At 53.6% G+C, this 20,884-nt stretch carries 19 protein-coding genes, 1 tRNA gene and 1 other RNA gene; 9 read left to right on the plus strand and 12 right to left on the minus strand.

What is annotated here, in order from left to right:
• The coding region (gene tonB, locus EV102420_RS17390) for a TonB system transport protein TonB (protein ID WP_042394433.1) at positions 1–713 on the minus strand (713 nt) is incomplete at its 3' end.
• Positions 714–936: 223 nt separating this feature from the next.
• Between tonB and EV102420_RS17395 the strand changes: the two genes are divergently transcribed.
• Complete coding sequence (locus EV102420_RS17395; RefSeq protein ID WP_042394387.1) at positions 937–1,233, plus strand: YciI family protein; 297 nt, start codon at positions 937–939, stop codon at positions 1,231–1,233.
• Between the two features lie 41 nt (positions 1,234–1,274).
• Here the strand turns inward: EV102420_RS17395 and EV102420_RS22385 are convergent, their stop codons facing one another.
• Complete coding sequence (locus EV102420_RS22385; protein ID WP_131406028.1) at positions 1,275–1,448, minus strand: YciY family protein; 174 nt, start codon at positions 1,446–1,448, stop codon at positions 1,275–1,277.
• Between the two features lie 143 nt (positions 1,449–1,591).
• Between EV102420_RS22385 and cls the strand changes: the two genes are divergently transcribed.
• Positions 1,592–3,052: a cardiolipin synthase gene (cls, locus tag EV102420_RS17400; protein WP_042394389.1), complete on the plus strand. Its 1,461-nt coding sequence runs from the start codon at positions 1,592–1,594 to the stop codon at positions 3,050–3,052.
• Positions 3,053–3,087: 35 nt separating this feature from the next.
• Positions 3,088–3,417, plus strand: a complete 330-nt coding sequence (locus EV102420_RS17405; protein WP_042394392.1) for an HI1450 family dsDNA-mimic protein — start codon at positions 3,088–3,090, stop codon at positions 3,415–3,417.
• A gap of 36 nt (positions 3,418–3,453) precedes the next feature.
• Here the strand turns inward: EV102420_RS17405 and EV102420_RS17410 are convergent, their stop codons facing one another.
• The 7 genes from EV102420_RS17410 to EV102420_RS17440 form a co-directional block, all read right to left on the minus strand.
• Positions 3,454–4,320: an ion transporter gene (locus EV102420_RS17410; protein WP_052512384.1), complete on the minus strand. Its 867-nt coding sequence runs from the start codon at positions 4,318–4,320 to the stop codon at positions 3,454–3,456.
• Between the two features lie 50 nt (positions 4,321–4,370).
• Entirely contained in the window at positions 4,371–5,375 is a 1,005-nt protein-coding gene (gene oppF / locus EV102420_RS17415) for a murein tripeptide/oligopeptide ABC transporter ATP binding protein OppF (protein ID WP_042394395.1), read from the minus strand.
• Positions 5,372–6,385, minus strand: coding sequence for an ABC transporter ATP-binding protein (locus EV102420_RS17420; RefSeq protein ID WP_042394396.1), 1,014 nt, complete (start codon positions 6,383–6,385; stop codon positions 5,372–5,374). The genes oppF and EV102420_RS17420 overlap by 4 nt, the downstream gene beginning before the upstream one ends.
• Before the next feature lie 12 nt (positions 6,386–6,397).
• Positions 6,398–7,306 carry an oligopeptide ABC transporter permease OppC gene (gene oppC, locus EV102420_RS17425; protein ID WP_042394398.1) on the minus strand — a complete coding sequence of 303 codons (909 nt, stop codon included), beginning with the start codon at positions 7,304–7,306 and terminating at the stop codon, positions 6,398–6,400.
• A 14-nt stretch (positions 7,307–7,320) separates the two neighbouring features.
• A complete protein-coding gene (oppB, locus tag EV102420_RS17430) occupies positions 7,321–8,241 on the minus strand; it encodes an oligopeptide ABC transporter permease OppB (RefSeq protein WP_042394400.1) in 921 nt (306 codons plus the stop codon).
• Positions 8,242–8,376: 135 nt separating this feature from the next.
• Positions 8,377–10,011 carry an oligopeptide ABC transporter substrate-binding protein OppA gene (gene oppA, locus EV102420_RS17435; protein WP_042394401.1) on the minus strand — a complete coding sequence of 545 codons (1,635 nt, stop codon included), beginning with the start codon at positions 10,009–10,011 and terminating at the stop codon, positions 8,377–8,379.
• A 712-nt stretch (positions 10,012–10,723) separates the two neighbouring features.
• Positions 10,724–11,371, minus strand: a complete 648-nt coding sequence (locus EV102420_RS17440) for a YchE family NAAT transporter (RefSeq protein WP_042394405.1) — start codon at positions 11,369–11,371, stop codon at positions 10,724–10,726.
• A gap of 487 nt (positions 11,372–11,858) precedes the next feature.
• Between EV102420_RS17440 and adhE the strand changes: the two genes are divergently transcribed.
• Complete coding sequence (gene adhE / locus EV102420_RS17445) at positions 11,859–14,540, plus strand: bifunctional acetaldehyde-CoA/alcohol dehydrogenase (RefSeq protein ID WP_042394408.1); 2,682 nt, start codon at positions 11,859–11,861, stop codon at positions 14,538–14,540.
• Positions 14,541–14,627: 87 nt separating this feature from the next.
• On the opposite strand, the gene tdk is transcribed toward adhE, so the two are convergent.
• Positions 14,628–15,242: a thymidine kinase gene (gene tdk / locus EV102420_RS17450; protein ID WP_042394411.1), complete on the minus strand. Its 615-nt coding sequence runs from the start codon at positions 15,240–15,242 to the stop codon at positions 14,628–14,630.
• 578 nt (positions 15,243–15,820) lie between these two features.
• Between tdk and hns the strand changes: the two genes are divergently transcribed.
• Positions 15,821–16,234: a histone-like nucleoid-structuring protein H-NS gene (hns, locus tag EV102420_RS17455; protein ID WP_042394417.1), complete on the plus strand. Its 414-nt coding sequence runs from the start codon at positions 15,821–15,823 to the stop codon at positions 16,232–16,234.
• Positions 16,235–16,408: 174 nt separating this feature from the next.
• On the opposite strand, the gene galU is transcribed toward hns, so the two are convergent.
• Both galU and rssB read right to left on the minus strand, forming a co-directional pair.
• Positions 16,409–17,317 (minus strand): UTP--glucose-1-phosphate uridylyltransferase GalU, encoded by a 909-nt coding sequence (gene galU / locus EV102420_RS17460; RefSeq protein ID WP_042394421.1) that lies wholly within the window; start codon positions 17,315–17,317, stop codon positions 16,409–16,411.
• Between the two features lie 198 nt (positions 17,318–17,515).
• Positions 17,516–18,529, minus strand: coding sequence for a two-component system response regulator RssB (gene rssB, locus EV102420_RS17465; protein WP_042394424.1), 1,014 nt, complete (start codon positions 18,527–18,529; stop codon positions 17,516–17,518).
• 499 nt (positions 18,530–19,028) lie between these two features.
• Between rssB and EV102420_RS17470 the strand changes: the two genes are divergently transcribed.
• The 4 genes from EV102420_RS17470 (at position 19,029) to EV102420_RS20925 (ending at position 20,793) form a co-directional block, all read left to right on the plus strand.
• Positions 19,029–19,487, plus strand: coding sequence for a YchJ family protein (locus EV102420_RS17470; protein ID WP_072015301.1), 459 nt, complete (start codon positions 19,029–19,031; stop codon positions 19,485–19,487).
• 45 nt (positions 19,488–19,532) lie between these two features.
• Positions 19,533–20,375 (plus strand): formyltetrahydrofolate deformylase, encoded by an 843-nt coding sequence (purU, locus tag EV102420_RS17475; protein WP_042394430.1) that lies wholly within the window; start codon positions 19,533–19,535, stop codon positions 20,373–20,375.
• Positions 20,376–20,531: 156 nt separating this feature from the next.
• Positions 20,532–20,616 (plus strand) — tRNA-Tyr (locus EV102420_RS17480).
• A gap of 44 nt (positions 20,617–20,660) precedes the next feature.
• A non-coding RNA gene (locus tag EV102420_RS20925) (RtT sRNA) lies at positions 20,661–20,793 on the plus strand.
• Positions 20,794–20,884: the final 91 nt, after the last annotated feature.

Below are 20,884 nucleotides of genomic sequence, written 5' to 3' on the forward strand. Positions count from 1 at the left end.
AATACGATATTCACAATCAGCCCGTTGCCCGGTTTGCCTGCTTCGTAGCGCCATTTACGCATCGCCGATTTCACTTCACGCTCAAACATATTTGATGGCTGGGCGGAGAGGATCTGCACGTTATCCACGCGACCGTCAGCGGTGACGTCAAACTTCACCCGTACGCGACCTTCAATGCGCAGCGCCTGGGCGCGGGCCGGATACTGCGGCTGGCTGCGTGCCACCGCGCGCGGGCCGCTCGGCACGGACGCCACCGGTTTGCTGGTCGCCGGTGCGCTGTTGGTCAGCGGGCGCGACGGCGCGGTATTGGTCAGTGGCGCAGATGGACGCGTCTCTACCGGGCGAACGTCACGCTTCGGCTGCTCAACCTTCTTCTCAACCTTTTTCTCCGGCTTCGGTTTAGGCTTCGGCTTCGGCTTGGGCTTCGGTTTTGGCTTCTCAATCACCACCGGTGCTTCTTTAGGCGGCTCGGGGATCGGCTCTGGCTCCGGCTCCGGTTCGGGCTCTACCACCGGCTCCGGCGGAGGCTGTACCACCTGCGGCGGCTCCAGCTCGGCAGGCGTAACCATCGTGACGGCAATAGGCTGCGCGGGAGCGGGCATTTCAATAACCTGATGTACTGAGGTGTAAAGCAGGGTCGCCACAACAGCACCATGAATACCAACAGACAGCAGCGTCGGCCAGGGAAAGCGGCGAGGTAGATCAAGGGTCATTGCAGTCATAATCGTTTCAGTTGAAAAACCATGCCCTGATTTTAAATGCAAATAGCAATCATATTCAATAAGCCATCACATCTATCGCGCATTTTAGCCGTTGCGGTCAATTTTCTTGGTTCAGTTTTGGCTTTTCAGGGCGCTTAAAATCAAGAGGGTAGCGTGCGGCCTGCAAGGTGTGTTAGCGTCCTGGAGTCATTTTATCATTTAAGGAACTCTACTCGTGCTTTATGTGATTTACGCTGAAGATATTGCCAACTCACTTGAAAAACGTCTCTCTGTGCGTCCGGCGCACCTGGCGCGCCTGCAGCTGCTCAGCGACGAGGGTCGCCTGCTGACGGCGGGCCCAATGCCTGTGGTAGACAGTAACGATCCGGGCGCGGCTGGGTTTAGCGGCTCGACGGTGATTGCGGAGTTTGAATCGCTGGAAGAGGCAAAAGCCTGGGCGGAAGCCGATCCTTACGTGGCGGCGGGCGTTTACCAGACCGTGTCGGTTAAGCCATATAAGAAAGTTTTCTAGTCTCAAAGAGTGAGGGCACCAAAACGTGCCCTCAGACGATCTCAGTACGGGGTAATAGCGAACAGCAACGCGTTGCGTTGGCGGTTCAGCACGCACTTTCTGATAGAGTGGATGCGCATATTACGACGCGACTGGCCTTCCAGCCAGCGGGCTTTGCGGCGACTCGCCTGACGAAGCATCCGCCAGCGCCCCACTTCCGTTCTACTACGCTTCATGACAGCAACTCTGCTAATAACGAAGGCATCATTATAGACCCTTGCCGACGCCGCACCAGCGCTTTCTCCGCCGTTTTTATTTGCCAGATGGATGCTTATGCGTACACTCAGTGTATGGCGTACTGAAAAGGATTTTTTTAACTATGACAACCTTCTACACCGTTGTGAGTTGGCTGGTCATTTTAGGATACTGGCTGCTGATTGCCGGGGTCACATTACGCATCCTGATGAAGCGCCGCGCCGTCCCTTCCGCTATGGCCTGGCTGTTAATCATCTATATTCTGCCGCTGGTGGGGATTATCGCCTATCTCTCGTTCGGTGAGCTGCATCTTGGCAAGCGACGGGCTGAGCGCGCGCGCGCCATGTGGCCCTCCACCGCCAAATGGCTCCACGATCTTAAAGCCTGCAAGCATATCTTTGCCGAAGAGAACAGCCCGGTGGCCGCCTCGCTGTTTCAGCTTTGCGAGCGCCGCCAGGGTATCGGTGGCGTCAAAGGGAACCAGCTTCAGCTCCTGACCTCCTCTGATGATGTGATGCAGGCGCTGATCCGTGACATCCAACTCGCTCGTCATAATATCGAGATGGTGTTCTATATCTGGCACCCCGGCGGGATGGCGGACCAGGTCGCCGAGTCGCTGATGGCGGCCGCCCGGCGCGGCGTTCACTGTCGGCTGATGCTTGATTCAGCCGGTAGCGTGACCTACTTCCGCAGCCCGTGGGTCGCCATGATGCGCAACGCCGGTATAGAGGTGGTGGAAGCGCTGAAGGTGAACCTGATGCGTGTCTTCCTGCGGCGAATGGATCTGCGTCAGCACCGTAAGATGGTGATGATTGATAACTACATCGCCTACACCGGCAGCATGAACCTGGTGGATCCGCGCTTTTTTAAGCAGGACGCGGGCGTTGGCCAGTGGGTTGATCTGATGGCACGCATGGAGGGGCCGATCGCCACCTCCATGGGCGTGGTCTACTCCTGCGACTGGGAGATTGAGACCGGCAAACGTATTCTCCCCCCGCCGCCGGATAATAACGTCATGCCGTTTGAGCAGGCCAGCGGCCACACTATCCATACCATCGCCTCCGGCCCCGGCTTTCCAGAAGATCTGATCCACCAGGCGCTGCTGACCGCGGTTTATGCCTCGCGGGAATATCTGATCATGACGACGCCCTACTTTGTGCCGAGTGACGATCTGCTGCACGCTATCTGTACCGCTGCCCAGCGCGGCGTGGACGTGAGCATTATTCTGCCGCGCAAAAACGACTCCCTGTTAGTGGGCTGGGCCAGCCGGGCCTTTTTCAGCGAGCTGCTGGCCGCCGGGGTAAAAATTTATCAGTTTGAAGGCGGCCTGCTGCATACCAAAAGCGTGCTGGTGGACGGTGAGCTGAGCCTGGTAGGCACGGTAAACCTCGATATGCGCAGCCTGTGGCTCAACTTTGAAATCACGCTGGTCATTGATGACGCCGGTTTTGGCGGCGATCTGGCGGCGGTGCAGGATGACTATATCTCCCGCTCCCGGCTGCTGGATGTTACGCGCTGGCTGAAACGTCCGCTATGGCAGCGGATTGTCGAGCGACTGTTTTACTTCTTTAGTCCGTTGCTGTAAAACGTGCCCATTAGCGATTAAACCAGGGTGTAACTATGGAAATGGATCTGAACAATCGCCTGACTGAAGATGAAACGCTTGAGCAGGCCTACGATATTTTTCTTGAGCTGGCGATGGATAATCTCGATCCCGCAGACGTGATCCTTTTTAACCTCCAGTTTGAAGAGCGCGGCGGCGCGGAGCTGTTTGATCCGGCCGAAGACTGGCAGGAGCATGTCGATTACGATCTGAACCCGGACTTCTTCTCGGAAGTGGTTATTGGCCTGGCGGATACCGACGGAGGTGAAATCAATGATATCTTCGCCCGCGTGCTGCTCTGCCGCGAGAAAGACCACAAGATCTGCCACATCCTGTGGCGTGAGTAATCCCCCTGGCGCGGTGAACGCCGCGCTACGTCTCTTCTACCGTCTCTCTTGTGGGTGGGTTTCTTCTGGTTGGGGCAGCCGTTCCCCGCAGCGCATGCAGTAGTGCGCCTCCGCGTTATGATCCTGCAGATGGCAGCGCGGACAGCGGCGGGCACGCTTTCTCTGCTGAAGTTCGTTGCTCATCTGCGCCGTCAGGATCCCCGTTGGGATCGCTATCACCGAGTAGCCAATTAAAATCAGCACCGAGGCCACAAACCGTCCGGCAACCGAGTGGGGCGTAATATCGCCGTAGCCAACTGTCGTTACCGTCACCACCGCCCAGTAGACCGCCACGCCCAGGCTGGTAAAGCCGCTCGCCTCCCCTTCAATGGCGTACATCAGCGCCCCGGCCGACACCATCACAATACCAACAAACGCATAGAACAGAATGAGCTGGTGGCGGGCATTGATAACTGCTCGCCACAGGCTGTGCAGCGCTGGCATATAGCGTAGCAGCTTAAGGATCCGCAGCACGCGTATCGCGCGCATCGCCCGCCAGGCGAAGAAGTAGTGGAGAGCCAGCTCGGGCCACAGCCACAGCACGTAAAGCGGCAGCATAGTCGCCAGATCGATAACACCCCAGAAGCTAAAGACGTAGCGTACGGGGCTGGGCCAGGCGATAACCCGCAGAATGTACTCAAGGGTAAAGATGAGGGTAAAGCCGATCTCAAGCCAGATAAAGAGATGCCACTCCTGCGGCATAAAGGTCAGCTGGCTGCCCATGCTGGATTCAATAAAGATCGTGATAACGCTCAGCAGCGCCAGCAGGCCGCACAGGGCTTCAAAGCGGCGACCGGAGCGGGTCTGCTGATCGAACAGGCGGCGGAAGAGCGTCTGGCGCAGCGAAAAAGATCGGTTGGACACGGGTAATCCTCGCAACGAAAAAGGGCTGGCGTCATGCCAGCCCTGCGGGATTATAGCGGGTCAACCTTAAGACAGGAAACGGCGTGGCGGAAGCTACCCTCCAGCACCGGACGCGTCTGGGCGCACTCCGGCCCGGCAATCGGGCAGCGGGTGCGGAACACGCAGCCGGACGGCGGGTTGATCGGCGACGGCAGCTCCCCCTCCAGCAGTTGGATCTGCTTGTTCTTCTCCAGATCCGGATCGGGAACCGGCACGGCCGACATCAGCGCTTTGGTATAAGGGTGCAGCGGATTGTTGTAAACCTCGTCATAGGTTCCCAGCTCTACCGCGTGGCCCAGATACATCACCAGCACGCGATCGGAGATGTGCTTCACCACCGCCAGGTCATGGGCGATAAAGATCAGCGACAGGCCCATCTCGCGCTGGAGCTTCTGCAGCAGGTTCACCACCTGCGCCTGAATCGACACGTCCAGCGCGGAGACCGGCTCGTCACAGATGATCAGCTTTGGCTCAAGGATCAGCGCCCGGGCGATGCCGATACGCTGGCACTGGCCGCCGGAGAACTCGTGCGGGTAGCGGTTGACCAGGTTGGGCAGCAGGCCAACCTTCATCATCATCGCTTTTACCCGGTCACGCACTTCCTGGCGCGGCATCGTCGGATGATAGGTACGCAGCGGCTCAGCAATGATATCGCCGATATTCATTCGCGGGTTCAGCGAGGCCAGCGGATCCTGGAAAATCATCTGGATATCGCTGCGCACGTTGCGCCACTCGTCCGGCTTCATCCCCAGCAGATCTCTGCCCAGCCAGGCGACTTTACCGTCGGTGGCCTTTACGAGACCGATAATAGCGCGGGCAAAGGTGGATTTGCCGCAGCCGGATTCGCCCACCACGCCAAGGGTCTCCCCTTCGTAGAGGCGCAGGGTAACGCCATCAACCGCCTTCAGGGTTTTGGCAGGCTGCCAGAACCACTGCTTGCCGTCTTTGATATCGAAATGCACTTTCAGGTCGGCAATTTCGAGCAGAACTTTTCTCTCTTCGGTCTGGGTAGTCATACCAGCTCCTCCACCGGCTTAAAGCAGGCGCGCAGGCGGCCTGGGGCAAACTCCTCCAGCGGCGGCGCAGTGTTGCAAATTTCCATCGCGTACGGGCAGCGCGGCTGGAACGGGCAGCCTTTCGGCAACCGCAGCAGGTTCGGTGGGTTCCCCGGGATCGTCAGCAGAGACTCCCCTTCCGCATCCAGACGCGGTACGGCGTTCAGCAGGCCGATTGAGTACGGGTGGGCAGGCTGATAGAAGACGTTGCGCGCAGCACCGTACTCCATGGTACGGCCCGCGTACATCACCAGCACCTTATCGCAGATGCCTGCCACGACGCCGAGGTCATGGGTGATCATAATGATAGCGGTATTAAACTCGCGCTTCAGCTCGTTGAGCAGGGTCATGATCTGCGCCTGCACGGTTACGTCCAGCGCCGTGGTCGGCTCATCGGCGATCAGCAGCTTCGGACGGCACATCAGCGCCATGGCGATCATCACGCGCTGACGCATCCCGCCGGAGAACTCATGGGGATACATGCGCATGCGCTTACGCGCTTCCGGCATTTTCACCGCATCAAGCATCTTCACCGACTCTTCAAACGCTTCGGCTTTGCCCATGCCTTTGTGCAGCATCAGCACTTCCATCAGCTGCTCGCCGACGCGCATGTACGGGTTCAGCGAGGTCATCGGATCCTGGAATATCATCGAGATCTGCTCGGCACGCAGCCGGTTCAGCTCGCGCTCCGGCAGATTGAGGATCTCTCTGCCGTTGAATTTTGCCGATCCGCCGATCACGCCGTTGGCGGCCAGCAGACCCATCAGGGCAAACGCCGTTTGCGATTTACCGGAGCCGGACTCACCCACGATCCCGAGGGTCTCACCGGCGCTGAGGCTAAAGTTGAGGTCGTTGACCGCGGTCACGTCCCCATCCGGCGTTTTAAAGGTCACCCGCAGGTCGTGGACATCCAGCAGAACGTTAGATTGCTGCTGCGCCACCGACGGCGATGAGGTTTCAATTATGCTCATTAACAGCACTCCTTAACGATCTTTCGGGTCGAGGGCATCACGCAGGCCATCGCCGATAAAGTTAAAACAAAACAGGGTGACGACAAGGAACACCGCCGGGAACAGCAGCAGCCACGGCGACACTTCCATCGAGTTTGCGCCATCGCTGAGCAGCGCGCCCCAGCTGCTGAGCGGCTCCTGAGTACCAAGGCCGAGGAAGCTCAGGAAGGACTCAAACAGGATCATGCTTGGCACCAGCAGCGAGGCATACACTACTACCACGCCCAGCACGTTCGGTACGATATGACGCACCACAATGCTGGCCGTCGATACGCCACCGACCTGCGCCGCCTCGATAAACTCTTTGCGCTTCAGGCTCAGCGTCTGGCCGCGCACGATACGCGCCATGTCGAGCCAGGAGACCATCCCGATAGCCACAAAGATCAGCAGGATGTTTTGACCAAAGAAGGTCACTAGCAGGATCACAAAGAACATGAACGGGAAGGAGTTGAGGATCTCCAGCAGGCGCATCATCACCGAGTCAACTTTGCCGCCAAGGTAGCCAGAGAGCGAACCATAGAGCGTGCCGACGATGACCGCCACCAGCGCGGCGGCGATGCCGACCATCAGGGAGATACGGCCGCCGATAGCCACGCGCACCAGCAGGTCACGCCCTGAGGAGTCGGTGCCGAAGTAGTGGCCGGAGGCCATATCCGGCGCGTTGGACATCATGCCCCAGTCGGTATCGAAATAGGTAAACTGCGACAGCAGCGGGGCAAAGGCGACGAACAGGGCGATCAGCACCAGTACCGCAAGGCTGGTTACCGCAGCACGGTTGTGCATAAAGCGGCGACGCGCGTCCTGCCACAGGCTACGCCCTTCGACTTCCAGTTTCTCACTGAAGTTTTCCAGCGCCTCGCTGTTTTTCTTACTTAACATCATGGCGTACCCCAGCGTTAGTAACGGATTTTCGGATCGATAACGGCATAGAGCACGTCCACGATCGCGTTAAACAAAATAGTCAGCGTGCCGACCAGAATGGTCAGGCTCAGCACCAGGGAGTAGTCGCGGTTCAGCGCGCCGTTAACAAACAGCTGGCCGATACCCGGCAAACCGTAGATGGTTTCGATAACCATCGAGCCGGTGATAATGCCGACAAACGCAGGGCCCATATAGGAGAGCACCGGCAGCAGCGCGGGCTTCAGGGCGTGCCGCAGGATGATCCGGCGCAGCGGCAGGCCTTTGGCGCGGGCGGTACGGATGAAGTTAGAGTGCAGCACTTCAATCATTGACCCACGGGTGATACGCGCAATGCTGGCGATATAGGCCAGGGAGAGCGCCACCATCGGCAGGATCATAAATTTTGGCGCTCCGCCGTTCCAGCCGCCACCTGGTAGCCACTTCAGCGTAATAGCGAAAATAAGCACCAATAGCGGCGCGACCACGAAGCTGGGAATAACTACCCCGGTCATCGCAAACCCCATGACCGTATAGTCCCATTTTGTATTCTGGTTAAGCGCGGCAATAACGCCTGCCGCAACGCCGAGCACCACGGCGAGGAAAAAGGCAGCCGCGCCTAATTTCGCCGACACCGGGAAGCTGGAAGCCACCAGATCGTTGACCGAATAGTCTTTATATTTAAATGACGGCCCGAAATCACCGTGCGCCAGCTGTTTCAGATAGCTGAAATACTGGGTCATGATCGGATCGTTTAAGTGATATTTCGCTTCAATGTTCGCCATCACTTCCGGCGGCAGCGCGCGCTCGCTGGTAAAAGGACTACCCGGCGCAAGACGCATCATAAAGAAGGAGATCGTAATAAGAATCAGGAGTGTCGGAATAGCTTCCAGACAGCGACGTAAAATAAATTTCAACATTGCCCGTACCTTCTGGCCTGTGCCTTATACACGTGACGTAAGCACGCCTGTGTATGCAGTGCGATAAAATAAGACACGATGGGGCAGTGCGACGCCGCGTCTTAGCACGGTTACGCCCTGCCCCACATATTGCCATTAATGTTTGATAACGTAGAGATCTTTACCGTAGACGTTATCCATTGGGTCTTTACCGGTATAACCACCAACCCACGGCTTCACCAGACGCGCGTTCACGTAGTAGTAAACCGGCACGATCGCCGAGTCTTTGCCCAACTGCTGCTCAGCCTGATCGTACAGCTCGCTGCGTTTCGCTTCGTCGCTGGCTTTTACGGCATCGGCCATGATGCGGTCAAACGCCTCGCTCTTATAGTGCGCGGTGTTCATTGAGCTGCCAGAGAGCATGGTGTTCAGGAACGAGGTCGGCTCGTTATAGTCAGCACACCAGCCGGCACGGGCCACGTCGAAGTTACCCTGATGACGGGTATCGAGGAAGGTTTTCCACTCCTGGTTCACCAGCTTGACGTTTACCCCAAGGTTTTTCTGCCAGATTGAGGCGGCGGCAATAGCCAGCTTCTTGTGCAGATCGGAGGTGTTGTACAGCAGGTTGAAGGTCAGCGGCTTGTCTTTAGTATAGCCTGCTTCAGCCAGCAGTTTTTTCGCTTCTTCGTTGCGTTTTTCCTGCGTCCAGCCGAACCACTCCGGCTTGGTCAGCTTCGCACCGTCGGTGTACGGCGGAGTGTAGCCATAGGCAGGCAGATCGCCCTGCGCTTTCACTTTGTTAGCAATGATGTCGCGATCCAGGCCCAGCTTCAGCGCGGTACGGATGCGCGCATCGGTAAACGGAGCTTTCTGGTTGTTGATTTCGTAGTAGTAGGTACACAGATACGGGTCAACGTGGACTTCCTGCGGGATCTCTTTTTTCAGCTTCTGGAACAGCTCGATCGGCAGGTTGTTATAGGTCATGTCAATCTCGCCGCTGCGGTAGCGGTTCACGTCCGTCACTTCGGAGGAGATAGGCAGATAGGTAATTTGATCGAGAACGGTTTTGCCGTTATTCCAATAGTTGGTGTTACGCACCATCACAATACGTTCGTTAACCACCCAGTCCTGCAGTTTAAACGCGCCGTTGGTAACGATGTTCGCTGGCTGGGTCCACTTTTCGCCAAATTTTTCGATGGCGGCTTTATTTACCGGGGACATCGCCGGGTTAACCAGCAGCTTATAGAAGTAAGGTACCGGCTCGCTCAGAGTGACTTCCAGCGTATGGTCATCAATTGCCTTAACGCCCAGCTCGCTCGGCTTCATTTTGCCGTCGATGATCGCATCAACATTTACGATATGGCCATATTGCGGATAGCTTGCATAAGGCGAGGCGGTATTCGGATCTACCAGACGCTGCCAGCTATAGACGAAATCCTGGGCGGTCACAGGTTCGCCATTGGACCATTTCGCATCTTTACGCAGATGGAAGGTCCAGACTTTAAAATCTTTATTATCCCAGGATTCGGCAACGCCCGGAACGGGGTGGCCGTCAACCGGAGAGGTAATCAGCAGGCCTTCAAAAAGATCGCGGCTGACGTTGGATTCGGGTACCCCTTCGATCTTATTTGGGTCGAGCGACTGCGGCTCGGCACCGTTATTTCGGATCAGGGTTTGCTTCTCTGCCAGTTGAACACCTGCAGGTACATCTGCCGCCATGGCAACGTTACCCGCGATTAGCGCAGTCAAAATCCCTGCCGCTACCAAGCTTTTTTTTGTGATGATGGACATTGTGTTGGTACTCCACTCATTATAATTACTGGCTTTTGTGCCAGCCTGTTTCATTCCCCCGAGGGGTTCCTTTACGGTGCAGGAGCTTTTGCATCCGCAAGGTTATACTGCTTGCTATCACCGACTTTTATTATTACTGGCTGCTCATGGCGGCAGCCTTGCGTCGATTCTTTACCGCCTCCCCTGTTTGAGGCGTCTCTTATATCCTGATGAGGATCATATTTGAAAATGATTCTCATCTGCATTTATTCTTTTACAACGCAATCTGCTGCAAATAGTGGCCCGGAAAGTATCAAATGCATTTATCGTCCGCCAATACAATTTGCAAATTTGTTAAGCAATTCTCTTTTACACGATGCGGCAGAGTCTGGTTGAATCCCAGGCTGATTGTTTTTTACACAAAAACGTAACAAGCGCGCATTTTCTAGCACATTCATCTGTGTGGGTGATTAATTTACTAATATCATTTCGATAATCCCACAGCAAGCCCCAGCGTATCATGTGAGTAAAATAACAGGAGGAAAGGGGTAAATGTAAGCAAACGTGTCAAGGAAGGAAGTTCAACGTGCTGATTATTAAAGCTTTAACTCAGCCAGCATGATTTATTATGAATGCGTCGTTTTTCAACTTAAGTTATATGTTTTACTAATAATGATGAAAAGAAACGGAGCAGGATGCTCCGTTCAGGATGACATTTTTCGAATGAAAGTAATCAGTGCAGTAAGCCGGGGAAAATGGCTTTGATTCCGGTAACGATAAACTCAATGCCCAGCGCCATCAGCAACAGGCCCATGATACGGGTAATGACGTTAATGCCGGTCTGGCCTAATAAACGCACCAGCCAGGGTGCAATACGAAACAGTCCCCAGCAGCAGAGCGCAAACAGGGCAATGGCGATGGAAAAACAGAGCAGATGGGGCCAGCTGTGAAAACGCGTTCCCCAGACAATGGTAGAGCTGATCGCCCCCGGCCCCGCCATCAGCGGTAGCGCGAGCGGTACTACCCCGATGCTTTCGCGAATGGCCGTCTCTGACTTCTCCTGTTTGTTCTGCTTATCTTCCCCCAGCTTGCCGCTGATCATCGACATCGCAATCGTTACCACCAAAATGCCCCCGGCGATACGGAAGGAGTCTATAGAGATGCCAAACAGTTGCAGGATGGTGCTGCCCAGGAAGAGCGAGGTGAGCAGAATAATGGCGACAGAGACGCTGGCCGTCAGGTTAGTTTTGTTTCTTGCCGCCGCTGTCTGGTAACTGGTCATGCTGATGAATACAGGAATGATCCCGACCGGGTTAACTAACGCAAAGAGCCCAATAAAAAACTTCATGTAGGTCGGAAAATCAAACAACGACTGGATCACGGTAAACTCCGCAAAGAATCAACGCCGAAGGCAAAATTTTAGCGATTAAAAAAACCATGCTAAAGATACGCCTAATATCAGCATACTTCACCACAAATATTCTGAAAAACGGGTGAGATAACGCATGTTATTTAATTGTAGAAAGTATGATAGCTTATTTCTACTCCATCCCTGAAATTATTAACATTTGATACAAATGAATAAAAAGAGCCAGCTGAAAGGTGTCAGCTTGGACTATTTTTGATCTAGATCACGTAATCACTACTCAGAAGTGAGTAACCTTGTTTACGCCGCCAGGGAGAAAAAAAGTATCAAACGGTATGATGCTGAGGCGAGGCTCTTTTAGTAAATCATGGGTGCAGGTGTCGTTGATAAGTTCTTGTTTTTGATACGGTAATGCAGGCTGCCACGGGTCTTACTATACTGTTCTGTTGATCCGTTGAGCAACTGATTTACTAAAAGAGTTTAACATTATCAGGAGATCATTATGGCCGTTACTAACGTCGCTGAACTTAACGCACTCGTTGAACGCGTGAAAAAAGCCCAGCGTGAATATGCCAACTTTTCTCAAGAACAAGTTGATAAAATCTTCCGTGCCGCCGCTCTGGCTGCCGCCGATGCGCGAATTCCTCTCGCTAAGCTGGCCGTTGCAGAATCCGGTATGGGTATTGTGGAAGATAAAGTGATTAAAAACCACTTCGCTTCTGAATACATCTACAACGCCTACAAAGATGAGAAGACCTGCGGTGTGCTTTCTACTGACGACACCTTTGGCACCATCACCATCGCCGAACCTATCGGTATTATCTGCGGTATCGTTCCGACCACTAACCCAACCTCTACCGCCATCTTTAAGTCGCTGATTAGCCTCAAGACCCGTAACGCGATTATCTTCTCTCCACATCCGCGTGCAAAAGAGGCAACCAACAAAGCTGCCGATATCGTTCTGCAGGCCGCTATCGCAGCGGGCGCACCGAAAGATCTGATTGGCTGGATCGACCAACCTTCCGTAGAGCTGTCTAATGCGCTGATGCACCACCCGGATATCAACCTGATCCTCGCGACCGGCGGTCCTGGCATGGTAAAAGCGGCATACAGCTCCGGTAAACCGGCTATCGGTGTAGGTGCAGGTAACACCCCGGTTGTTATCGACGAAACCGCCGATATCAAACGTGCTGTCGCCTCCGTGCTGATGTCTAAAACCTTCGATAACGGCGTTATCTGTGCTTCCGAGCAGTCGGTTGTGGTGGTTGATTCCGTCTATGACAGCGTGCGTGAACGTTTCGCCAGCCACGGCGGCTACATGCTGCAGGGCCAGGAGCTGAAAGCCGTTCAGGATATCATCCTGAAAAACGGCGCGCTGAACGCAGCTATCGTGGGCCAGCCCGCAGTTAAAATTGCTGAACTGGCGGGCTTCACCGTACCGTCCAGCACCAAAATCCTGATTGGCGAAGTCACCAACGTTGATGAGAGCGAGCCGTTTGCGCACGAAAAACTCTCCCCGACGCTGGCAATGTACCGCGCAAAAGATTTCGAAGACGCCGTCGTTAAGGCTGAGAAACTGGTCGCCATGGGCGGGATCGGCCATACCTCCTGTCTCTATACTGACCAGGATAACCAGCCGGAACGCGTCTCCCTGTTCGGCGAGAAGATGAAGACGGCTCGTATTCTGATCAACACCCCAGCCTCTCAGGGTGGTATCGGTGACCTGTACAACTTCAAACTTGCCCCGTCCCTGACCCTGGGCTGCGGCTCATGGGGTGGTAACTCCATCTCTGAAAACGTAGGTCCGAAGCACCTGATCAACAAGAAAACCGTTGCTAAGCGAGCTGAAAACATGCTGTGGCATAAACTTCCGAAATCAATCTACTTCCGCCGTGGCTCCCTGCCCATCGCGCTGGATGAAGTGATTACCGATGGTCACAAACGTGCACTGATCGTCACCGACCGTTTCCTGTTCAACAACGGCTATGCGGACCAGATCACCTCCGTGCTGAAAGCAGCTGGCGTAGAAGTAGACGTGTTCTTTGAAGTTGAAGCTGACCCAACCCTGTCCGTTGTGCGTAAAGGCGCAGAGCTGGCGAACGCCTTCAAGCCTGACGTGATCATCGCCCTGGGCGGCGGTTCCCCGATGGACGCAGCAAAAATCATGTGGGTCATGTACGAGCACCCGGAAACCCACTTCGAAGAGCTGGCGCTGCGCTTTATGGATATCCGTAAGCGTATCTACAAGTTCCCGAAAATGGGCGTGAAAGCAAAAATGGTTGCGATCACCACCACGTCCGGTACGGGTTCTGAAGTTACGCCGTTCGCCGTGGTAACCGACGATGCAACCGGTCAGAAATATCCGCTGGCAGACTACGCGCTGACGCCGGACATGGCTGTGGTTGATGCCAACCTGGTGATGGATATGCCGAAATCACTCTGTGCGTTCGGTGGTCTGGATGCGGTAACTCACGCGCTGGAAGCGTATGTCTCTGTGCTGGCGTCTGAGTTCTCTGACGGTCAGGCTCTGCAGGCTCTGAAGCTGCTGAAAGAGAACCTGCCGGCGTCCTACCATGAAGGGTCGAAAAACCCGGTTGCACGTGAGCGCGTACACAGTGCGGCTACCATCGCGGGTATTGCGTTTGCTAACGCCTTCCTGGGTGTTTGCCACTCTATGGCGCACAAACTCGGCTCGCAGTTCCACATTCCGCACGGCCTGGCCAACGCCCTGCTGATTGGCAACGTTATCCGCTATAACGCGAATGATAACCCAACCAAACAGACCGCCTTCAGCCAGTACGACCGTCCGCAGGCTCGTCGTCGCTACGCAGAGATTGCTGACCACCTGGGCCTGAGCGCACCGGGCGATCGCACCGCAGCGAAGATCGAGAAGCTGCTGGGATGGCTGGAAAACATTAAAGCCGAACTGGGTATCCCGAAATCTATCCGCGAAGCAGGCGTACAGGAAGCTGACTTCCTTGCACATGTGGATAAGCTCTCTGAAGATGCCTTCGATGACCAGTGCACCGGCGCTAACCCGCGCTACCCGCTGATTGCCGAGCTGAAACAGATCCTGCTGGATACCTACTACGGTCGTGAGTATAAAGAAGGCGACGCTGCACCTGCGCAGGTTGACGTTGCTGTACCGGTAAAAGCAGATAAGAAAGTGAAAAAACCCGCTTAATTTATCTCGCTAATAAAAACCCGCCTGATGGCGGGTTTTTTTATGGCCTCAGCGGCGCGCTAAGGCTCTTTTCAGCTTAACCACTACCTACCCACGCACCCGACGCTGAATCGCTGTCAGAGAGCCTTCTACGAGCGCCTCTTTGTAGTGCTTGCGGCACACCGAGACATAGCGCTCGTTGCCGCCAATGACCACCTGCTCTCCCTCATTATAGGGACGCCCATCCTGATCGAGGCGTAATACCATGCTCGCCTTACGGCCACAGAAACAGATGGTTTTTAACTCGACCAGCTTATCTGACCACGCCAGCAAATAGAGACTGCCGGTAAATAGCTCGCCGCGGAAATCGGTTCGTAGCCCATAGCACAGCACGGGAATATCAAGCTTGTCGACAATTTCAGAGAGCGCGTAAACCTGCTCACGCGTTAAAAACTGGCTCTCGTCCACCAGCACGCAGTGGACAGGCTCTTGCGCATGCTCATCGCGGATGTCGTCAAACAGCGAGGTGTGTTGGTTGAATAATTTCGCAGGTGAAGAGAGGCCAATACGTGAGCTGACTTTTCCACTACCGAAACGGTTATCAATTTCAGCGGTGTAGACCAGCGAGCGCATCCCCCTTTCCTGGTAATTGTAGGAAGACTGCAAAAGCGCCGTTGATTTGCCGGCGTTCATTGCCGAGTAGTAGAAATATAGCTGTGCCATTGGCCTGGAGATCCCAATCAAGATGTAATTTTAAACGCGCGGATTGTAGCATAATTTGCTCAGCGAACATGCGTCAGGACAGCAGCGAACCTGTTAATGGTAATCCTTACATCTTGCCGTGATATACACATTTTATAACATTTATGAATGCCGTAGCCTGGGTTAGCTGGCTGAAGGCTTCCCGCTTTATCTCTATCCCCCAAGAGGCGCTAGCTTTAGGCCTTGTGGCTTTTTAACTTAGGTTACAGAAAATATTAGTAATTTAAGCTCAACAGGCTTATGTAAGACTAATAAGAAAGGTTGATATTTATCCATCTCAGCTATAGTACCGCCAGGATTAATCGAAAATGCGCGATTAGATTTCTCCCTTAATCTAACCCTGAGCGTACCAGGGGTAATGCGTTGGATAACCTTTGTATGACCGGTCCGCAGCATGAAAATTTAAGATTACGGTATTAATAAAAGCGTCAAATAACGCGTAATTTTGAATTCCTTACATTGACAGGTATTGCACAACTCAAATTATCGCTCTATTATTAGCTCAACAAACCACCCATTATAAGTTTGAGATTACTACAATGAGCGAAGCACTTAAAATTCTGAACAACATCCGTACTCTTCGTGCACAGGCAAGAGAATGCACTCTCGAAACGCTCGAAGAAATGCTGGAAAAATTAGAAGTTGTTGTTAACGAGCGTCGTGAAGAAGATAACGCTGCCGCAGCTGAAATTGAAGAGCGTACGCGTAAACTGCAGCAGTATCGCGAAATGCTGATTGCTGACGGTATTGACCCGAACGAACTGCTGAACAGCATGGCAGCCGCCAAAGTCGGTACTAAGGCTAAGCGTGCAGCACGCCCGGCTAAATATAGCTACGTTGACGAAAACGGCGAAACTAAAACCTGGACCGGCCAGGGCCGTACACCAGCCGTTATTAAGAAAGCCATGGACGAGCAAGGCAAACAGCTGGAAGACTTCCTGATCAAGGATTAATTCCTCGCCTGCTGTAAAAAAATCCCGCTACGGCGGGATTTTTTATTGCTGCTAGCGCAACGCCTGCTTTAACTCATGTTCGCACTTAGAAACAACTAGCAATAAAAAAGCCGGAGATAGTCTGTAGGTAACAGCGATATCTCCGGCCTGCGTCAAACGGCGTTCAGAAAGACCTTACTTAGTAAGACCCATCTCATTTTCCAGCCAGCTCTTAAATTCTTCACCCAGCGTGTTATGACGAATACCGTATTCGACAAACGCCTGCATATAGCCCAGCTTATTGCCGCAGTCATGGCTCTTACCTTTCATATGGTAAGCTTCAACGGTCTCTTTCTCGATCAGCATATCGATACCGTCGGTCAGCTGGATCTCATCCCCTGCTCCCGGAGGCGTTTTCGCCAGCAGAGGCCAGATTTCAGCACTCAGGACGTAACGGCCTACTACTGCGAGGTTAGAAGGTGCAACGTTAGCCTTAGGCTTCTCAACCACGCCAACCATTGGTACGCTTTCACCCGGTTTCAGATCCGCGCCTTTGCAGTCTACCACGCCATAAGCGGTCACATCTTCTACAGGCTCAACCATAATCTGGCTGCAGCCGGTTTCATCGAAGCGTTTGATCATTTCTGCCAGGTTATCCTGGGAGAGATCGGATTCATATTCATCAAGAATAACGTCAGGCAGAATAACGGCAACCGGCTCATCACCGACAACCGGATGCGCACACAGTACCGCGTGGCCTAAACCTTTAGCCAGCCCCTGACGCACCTGCATAATAGTCACGTGCGGTGGGCAAATAGACTGTACCTCTTCCAGCAGCTGGCGCTTAACGCGTTTTTCCAGCATGGCTTCCAGCTCAAAGCTGGTGTCGAAGTGGTTTTCGATGGAGTTTTTAGATGAATGAGTAACTAAAACGATTTCCGTAATACCCGCCGCAATACATTCATTTACGACGTATTGAATTAAGGGTTTATCAACCAGCGGCAGCATCTCTTTTGGGATAGCTTTCGTGGCGGGCAGCATCCGGGTACCTAATCCTGCGACCGGGATAACTGCTTTTGTTACTTTTGAATTAACGGCAGCCATTTAAAATCTCCTGGACTGTTCAAACTAGAACACGTTCGTCAATGAATAGTGCATTGAGTATATCAGTATCAAACTGTGAGCCTGGTCTGAATTGAACTCATTGACATGTAATTAAGACAATTACCTATAAGACTATCCTGATGGTAGCACCCGAGTCGTTTTTGCGGTAAAGCAAAATGGCTGACCCGGTGCGATCGCTCATTCCGCAGACAACATTAAGCGTAAACGTCCGCCCATTCCCCACACCTGACACTGCCACTCTTCACAGCGCTGGCTAATTTGATTTAGGTAAGCATTACCCAGCGTGCCTAACGGCACCCCGCTGTTAATCTGTACCTGTTGCTCGCTGGTATTCAGCGTTGCGTTAAGGCCGGCGGAGACTAATATCAAATTTTTGAGTTCGCTGTGGTAATAACCCACCAGCAGAGGAAACTGGCCGGGTAAATTGGCTTGGCGCAGTAATTGATTAACCTGCTTTAACAGCGCACCCAGTTCAGGCAAGCGTTGACGCTGCTGAGAGAGCTGCTCTTGCAGCAGGCCATTGAAGAGAGCACGTAATAACAGTGCGGCTAAAACACCGTTATCACCGGCGCGTGTCACATCCAGACAATAAAAGGCGAGGTCGTGATCGGAGAGGGGTGCAATATCTAACACCAGGCCAGGCTGATCGGCGGCAACGAGCTGACGATAATTAACGCGGCACTGGGACATGACCTGCTGAACGGGAGGCTGTAATTCCTGTAACAGCTTGGCGGCTGCATGGGGATCGCTGACTAACGCATCCCAATCCTGAAACAGCCGCTCCTCTTCCTCTACCCGGGAATTAAACATATTGGGATAGAGGCAGGCCAATACGGTCTCACGCAGGCGAGCAAAATCTTTTACCGGCTTGAGCAACACATCCTGCACGCCGAGACGAAGCGCCTTGGCAATGTCAGCCATATTCTCCGTTGCCGAAATCACGAGGATTGGCGTTTGATCGCCTTCATTGCGCAGATGCTCCACCAGCTTAAGGCCGTTCATCCGCGGCATTGCGATATCACAGATCATCAGATCTGGTTTGACCCTGGCAAACATCTCAAGCGCTTCCACTCCGTCACCTGCAAGGGTGGTGGATGCCCCAAGAGACAGAAACCAGGAGTCCAGCAGTGAGCGGAAAACGGGTTCGTCTTCAACGATTAACATATGTTTTCCGGCCAATGGCTGCGTCATGTTCTCTCCCCTGCCTTACGATAGTTCAATAGTGGCACGCTATTGCGACTACCGCCTGTCAGATTTTGCTTCAAAAAGCGAAAAACCAAGTACTCAAACATTTTATGTGCACCAAGTGGTTACAATTCGCCCAGTACCCTCACTCGTCCTGCTGAAAAACAGCAATACGCGCTGCCGCACACCAGGCCGGCAGAAAAAACAGGACAAATAGGTTTCATCAGGATCCAAGGCCCATCTGGCGCGTTATGGCAGTGATATACCATACGTAAGTGACTGAACCAGAAACGTCGTGATGCCAAAACATCGCGGCGGCCAAACGCCTCTCTCAGCGCTGCACGCCACCTGCCTATGCCGAAACGTACTAAATTTTTGACCTTATGACCAGTCCTGGAGAATATATCCTCTCCCAAACCCTGCTAGCATAGCGTCATCGTCATCGCTCAGTTAACATAGTGCTGTAAAGGCGCAGCTGCGCGCTTATTTATTCAGGATACCTATTTTGTCAAACCGTTGTCCCTGCGGTAGCGCACTGGAGTATAGCCTATGTTGCCAGCCTTATCTGTCTGGAAAACAGATTGTGTCCAATCCTGGGCAGCTTATGCGCTCGCGCTATACGGCATTCGTGGAAAAGCGTGCTGACTATCTGATCCAAACCTGGCATCCCTCCTGTGAGGCTGCAGCCTTCCGTCAGGAGATCGAATCCGGCTTTGCCGGAACCGAGTGGTTGGGCCTGACTCTGTTTGAAGAGGCTGAAGGCAGCCACAGTGGTGAAGGGTTCGTCAGTTTTGTGGCTCGCTTTAGTGAGAAAGGTAAAACGGGCGCCATTATCGAGCGCTCCAGGTTCTTAAAAGAAAACGGCCAATGGTATTATATTGATGGCACGCGACCACAGTTTGGCCGTAACGATCCCTGCCCCTGTGGCTCGGGCAAAAAATTTAAAAAGTGCTGCGGGCAATAAACCCAGCGGTACCTCATAGCAAACACGTCAAGGATTTACCCGGCAATGCATTCATTACAACGAAAAGTTCTGCGTACTATCTGTCCCGATCAGAAAGGGCTTATCGCACGCATCACCAATATTTGCTACAAGCACGAACTGAACATTGTGCAGAACAATGAGTTTGTCGATCATCGTACCGGGCGCTTTTTTATGCGTACCGAGCTGGAGGGCATCTTTAACGATGCGACGCTGCTGGCCGATCTCGACAGCGCCCTGCCTGATGGTTCTGTGCGGGAGTTAACCCCTGCCGGACGTCGCCGCATCGTGATCCTGGTGACCAAAGAGGCCCACTGCCTGGGCGATCTGCTGATGAAGGCCAACTATGGCGGCCTCGACGTAGAGATTGCGGCGGTGATTGGTAATCATGACACGCTGCGCACGCTGGTAGAGCGTTTTGATATTCCTTTTGAGCTGGTGAGTCATGAAGGGCTGACCCGTGAAGATCACGACGAGAAGATGGCCCAGGCGATTGAAGCCTACGATCCAGACTATGTGGTGCTGGCGAAATATATGCGCGTGCTGACGCCCACCTTTGTTGCCCGCTTCCCGAATAAGATCATCAATATTCACCACTCATTCTTACCGGCGTTTATTGGTGCTCGTCCTTATCACCAGGCCTACGAGCGCGGGGTGAAGATCATCGGTGCCACCGCGCACTATGTGAATGATAATCTGGACGAGGGTCCGATTATTATGCAGGACGTGATCCACGTCGATCACACCTACACCGCCGAAGATATGATGCGCGCAGGCCGCGACGTTGAGAAGAACGTGCTCAGCCGGGCGCTGTACGAAGTTCTGGGCCAGCGGGTATTTGTCTACGGCAACCGGACGATTATTTTATAATCCTGCATTGAATGAATTGGTTAGCATTAATGCGTTACGCATAAAAAGCATGCAAACGGTTCATCTCTTTGAAAGGAATGCTTTACAGCGGCGCGTCATTTGATATGATGCGCCCCGCTTCCCAAGGGAAGCAGGCCAGTACCAGCATTACCCCGTGGTGGGGTTCCCGAGCGGCCAAAGGGAGCAGACTGTAAATCTGCCGTCATCGACTTCGAAGGTTCGAATCCTTCCCCCACCACCATTATTCGCCACAGCAGTGTGGTAAATCCGATGAGTTAAGCTGACATATGCACTTATCGGGGAAGGGTAAGAACCTTTGACTAAGGTTCGACTCGAGCGACAGCGAGAGAACGTTGCCATCAGGCAACGGCCCGAAGGGTGAGGAGCGAAGCGACGAATAATCCTTCCCCCACCACCATCTCTACAAGCAATATATTACCCCTGGTGGGGTTCCCGAGCGGCCAAAGGGAGCAGACTGTAAATCTGCCGTCATCGACTTCGAAGGTTCG

Origin of the sequence: Pseudescherichia vulneris NBRC 102420, assembly GCF_000759795.1 — a bacterium.
GTDB lineage: Bacteria > Pseudomonadota > Gammaproteobacteria > Enterobacterales > Enterobacteriaceae > Pseudescherichia > Pseudescherichia vulneris.

What these genes read in the sequence shown, in the direction of transcription:
- EV102420_RS22385 (WP_131406028.1), bottom strand. Translation starts at nt 1,448, where the DNA reads ATGAAGCGTAGTAGAACGGAAGTGGGGCGCTGGCGGATGCTTCGTCAG.
- cls (WP_042394389.1), top strand. Translation starts at nt 1,592, where the DNA reads ATGACAACCTTCTACACCGTTGTGAGTTGGCTGGTCATTTTAGGATAC.
- EV102420_RS17405 (WP_042394392.1), top strand. Translation starts at nt 3,088, where the DNA reads ATGGAAATGGATCTGAACAATCGCCTGACTGAAGATGAAACGCTTGAG.
- oppF (WP_042394395.1), bottom strand. Translation starts at nt 5,375, where the DNA reads ATGACTACCCAGACCGAAGAGAGAAAAGTTCTGCTCGAAATTGCCGAC.
- EV102420_RS17420 (WP_042394396.1), bottom strand. Translation starts at nt 6,385, where the DNA reads ATGAGCATAATTGAAACCTCATCGCCGTCGGTGGCGCAGCAGCAATCT.
- oppC (WP_042394398.1), bottom strand. Translation starts at nt 7,306, where the DNA reads ATGATGTTAAGTAAGAAAAACAGCGAGGCGCTGGAAAACTTCAGTGAG.
- oppB (WP_042394400.1), bottom strand. Translation starts at nt 8,241, where the DNA reads ATGTTGAAATTTATTTTACGTCGCTGTCTGGAAGCTATTCCGACACTC.
- oppA (WP_042394401.1), bottom strand. Translation starts at nt 10,011, where the DNA reads ATGTCCATCATCACAAAAAAAAGCTTGGTAGCGGCAGGGATTTTGACT.
- adhE (WP_042394408.1), top strand. Translation starts at nt 11,859, where the DNA reads ATGGCCGTTACTAACGTCGCTGAACTTAACGCACTCGTTGAACGCGTG.
- tdk (WP_042394411.1), bottom strand. Translation starts at nt 15,242, where the DNA reads ATGGCACAGCTATATTTCTACTACTCGGCAATGAACGCCGGCAAATCA.
- hns (WP_042394417.1), top strand. Translation starts at nt 15,821, where the DNA reads ATGAGCGAAGCACTTAAAATTCTGAACAACATCCGTACTCTTCGTGCA.
- galU (WP_042394421.1), bottom strand. Translation starts at nt 17,317, where the DNA reads ATGGCTGCCGTTAATTCAAAAGTAACAAAAGCAGTTATCCCGGTCGCA.
- rssB (WP_042394424.1), bottom strand. Translation starts at nt 18,529, where the DNA reads ATGACGCAGCCATTGGCCGGAAAACATATGTTAATCGTTGAAGACGAA.
- purU (WP_042394430.1), top strand. Translation starts at nt 19,533, where the DNA reads ATGCATTCATTACAACGAAAAGTTCTGCGTACTATCTGTCCCGATCAG.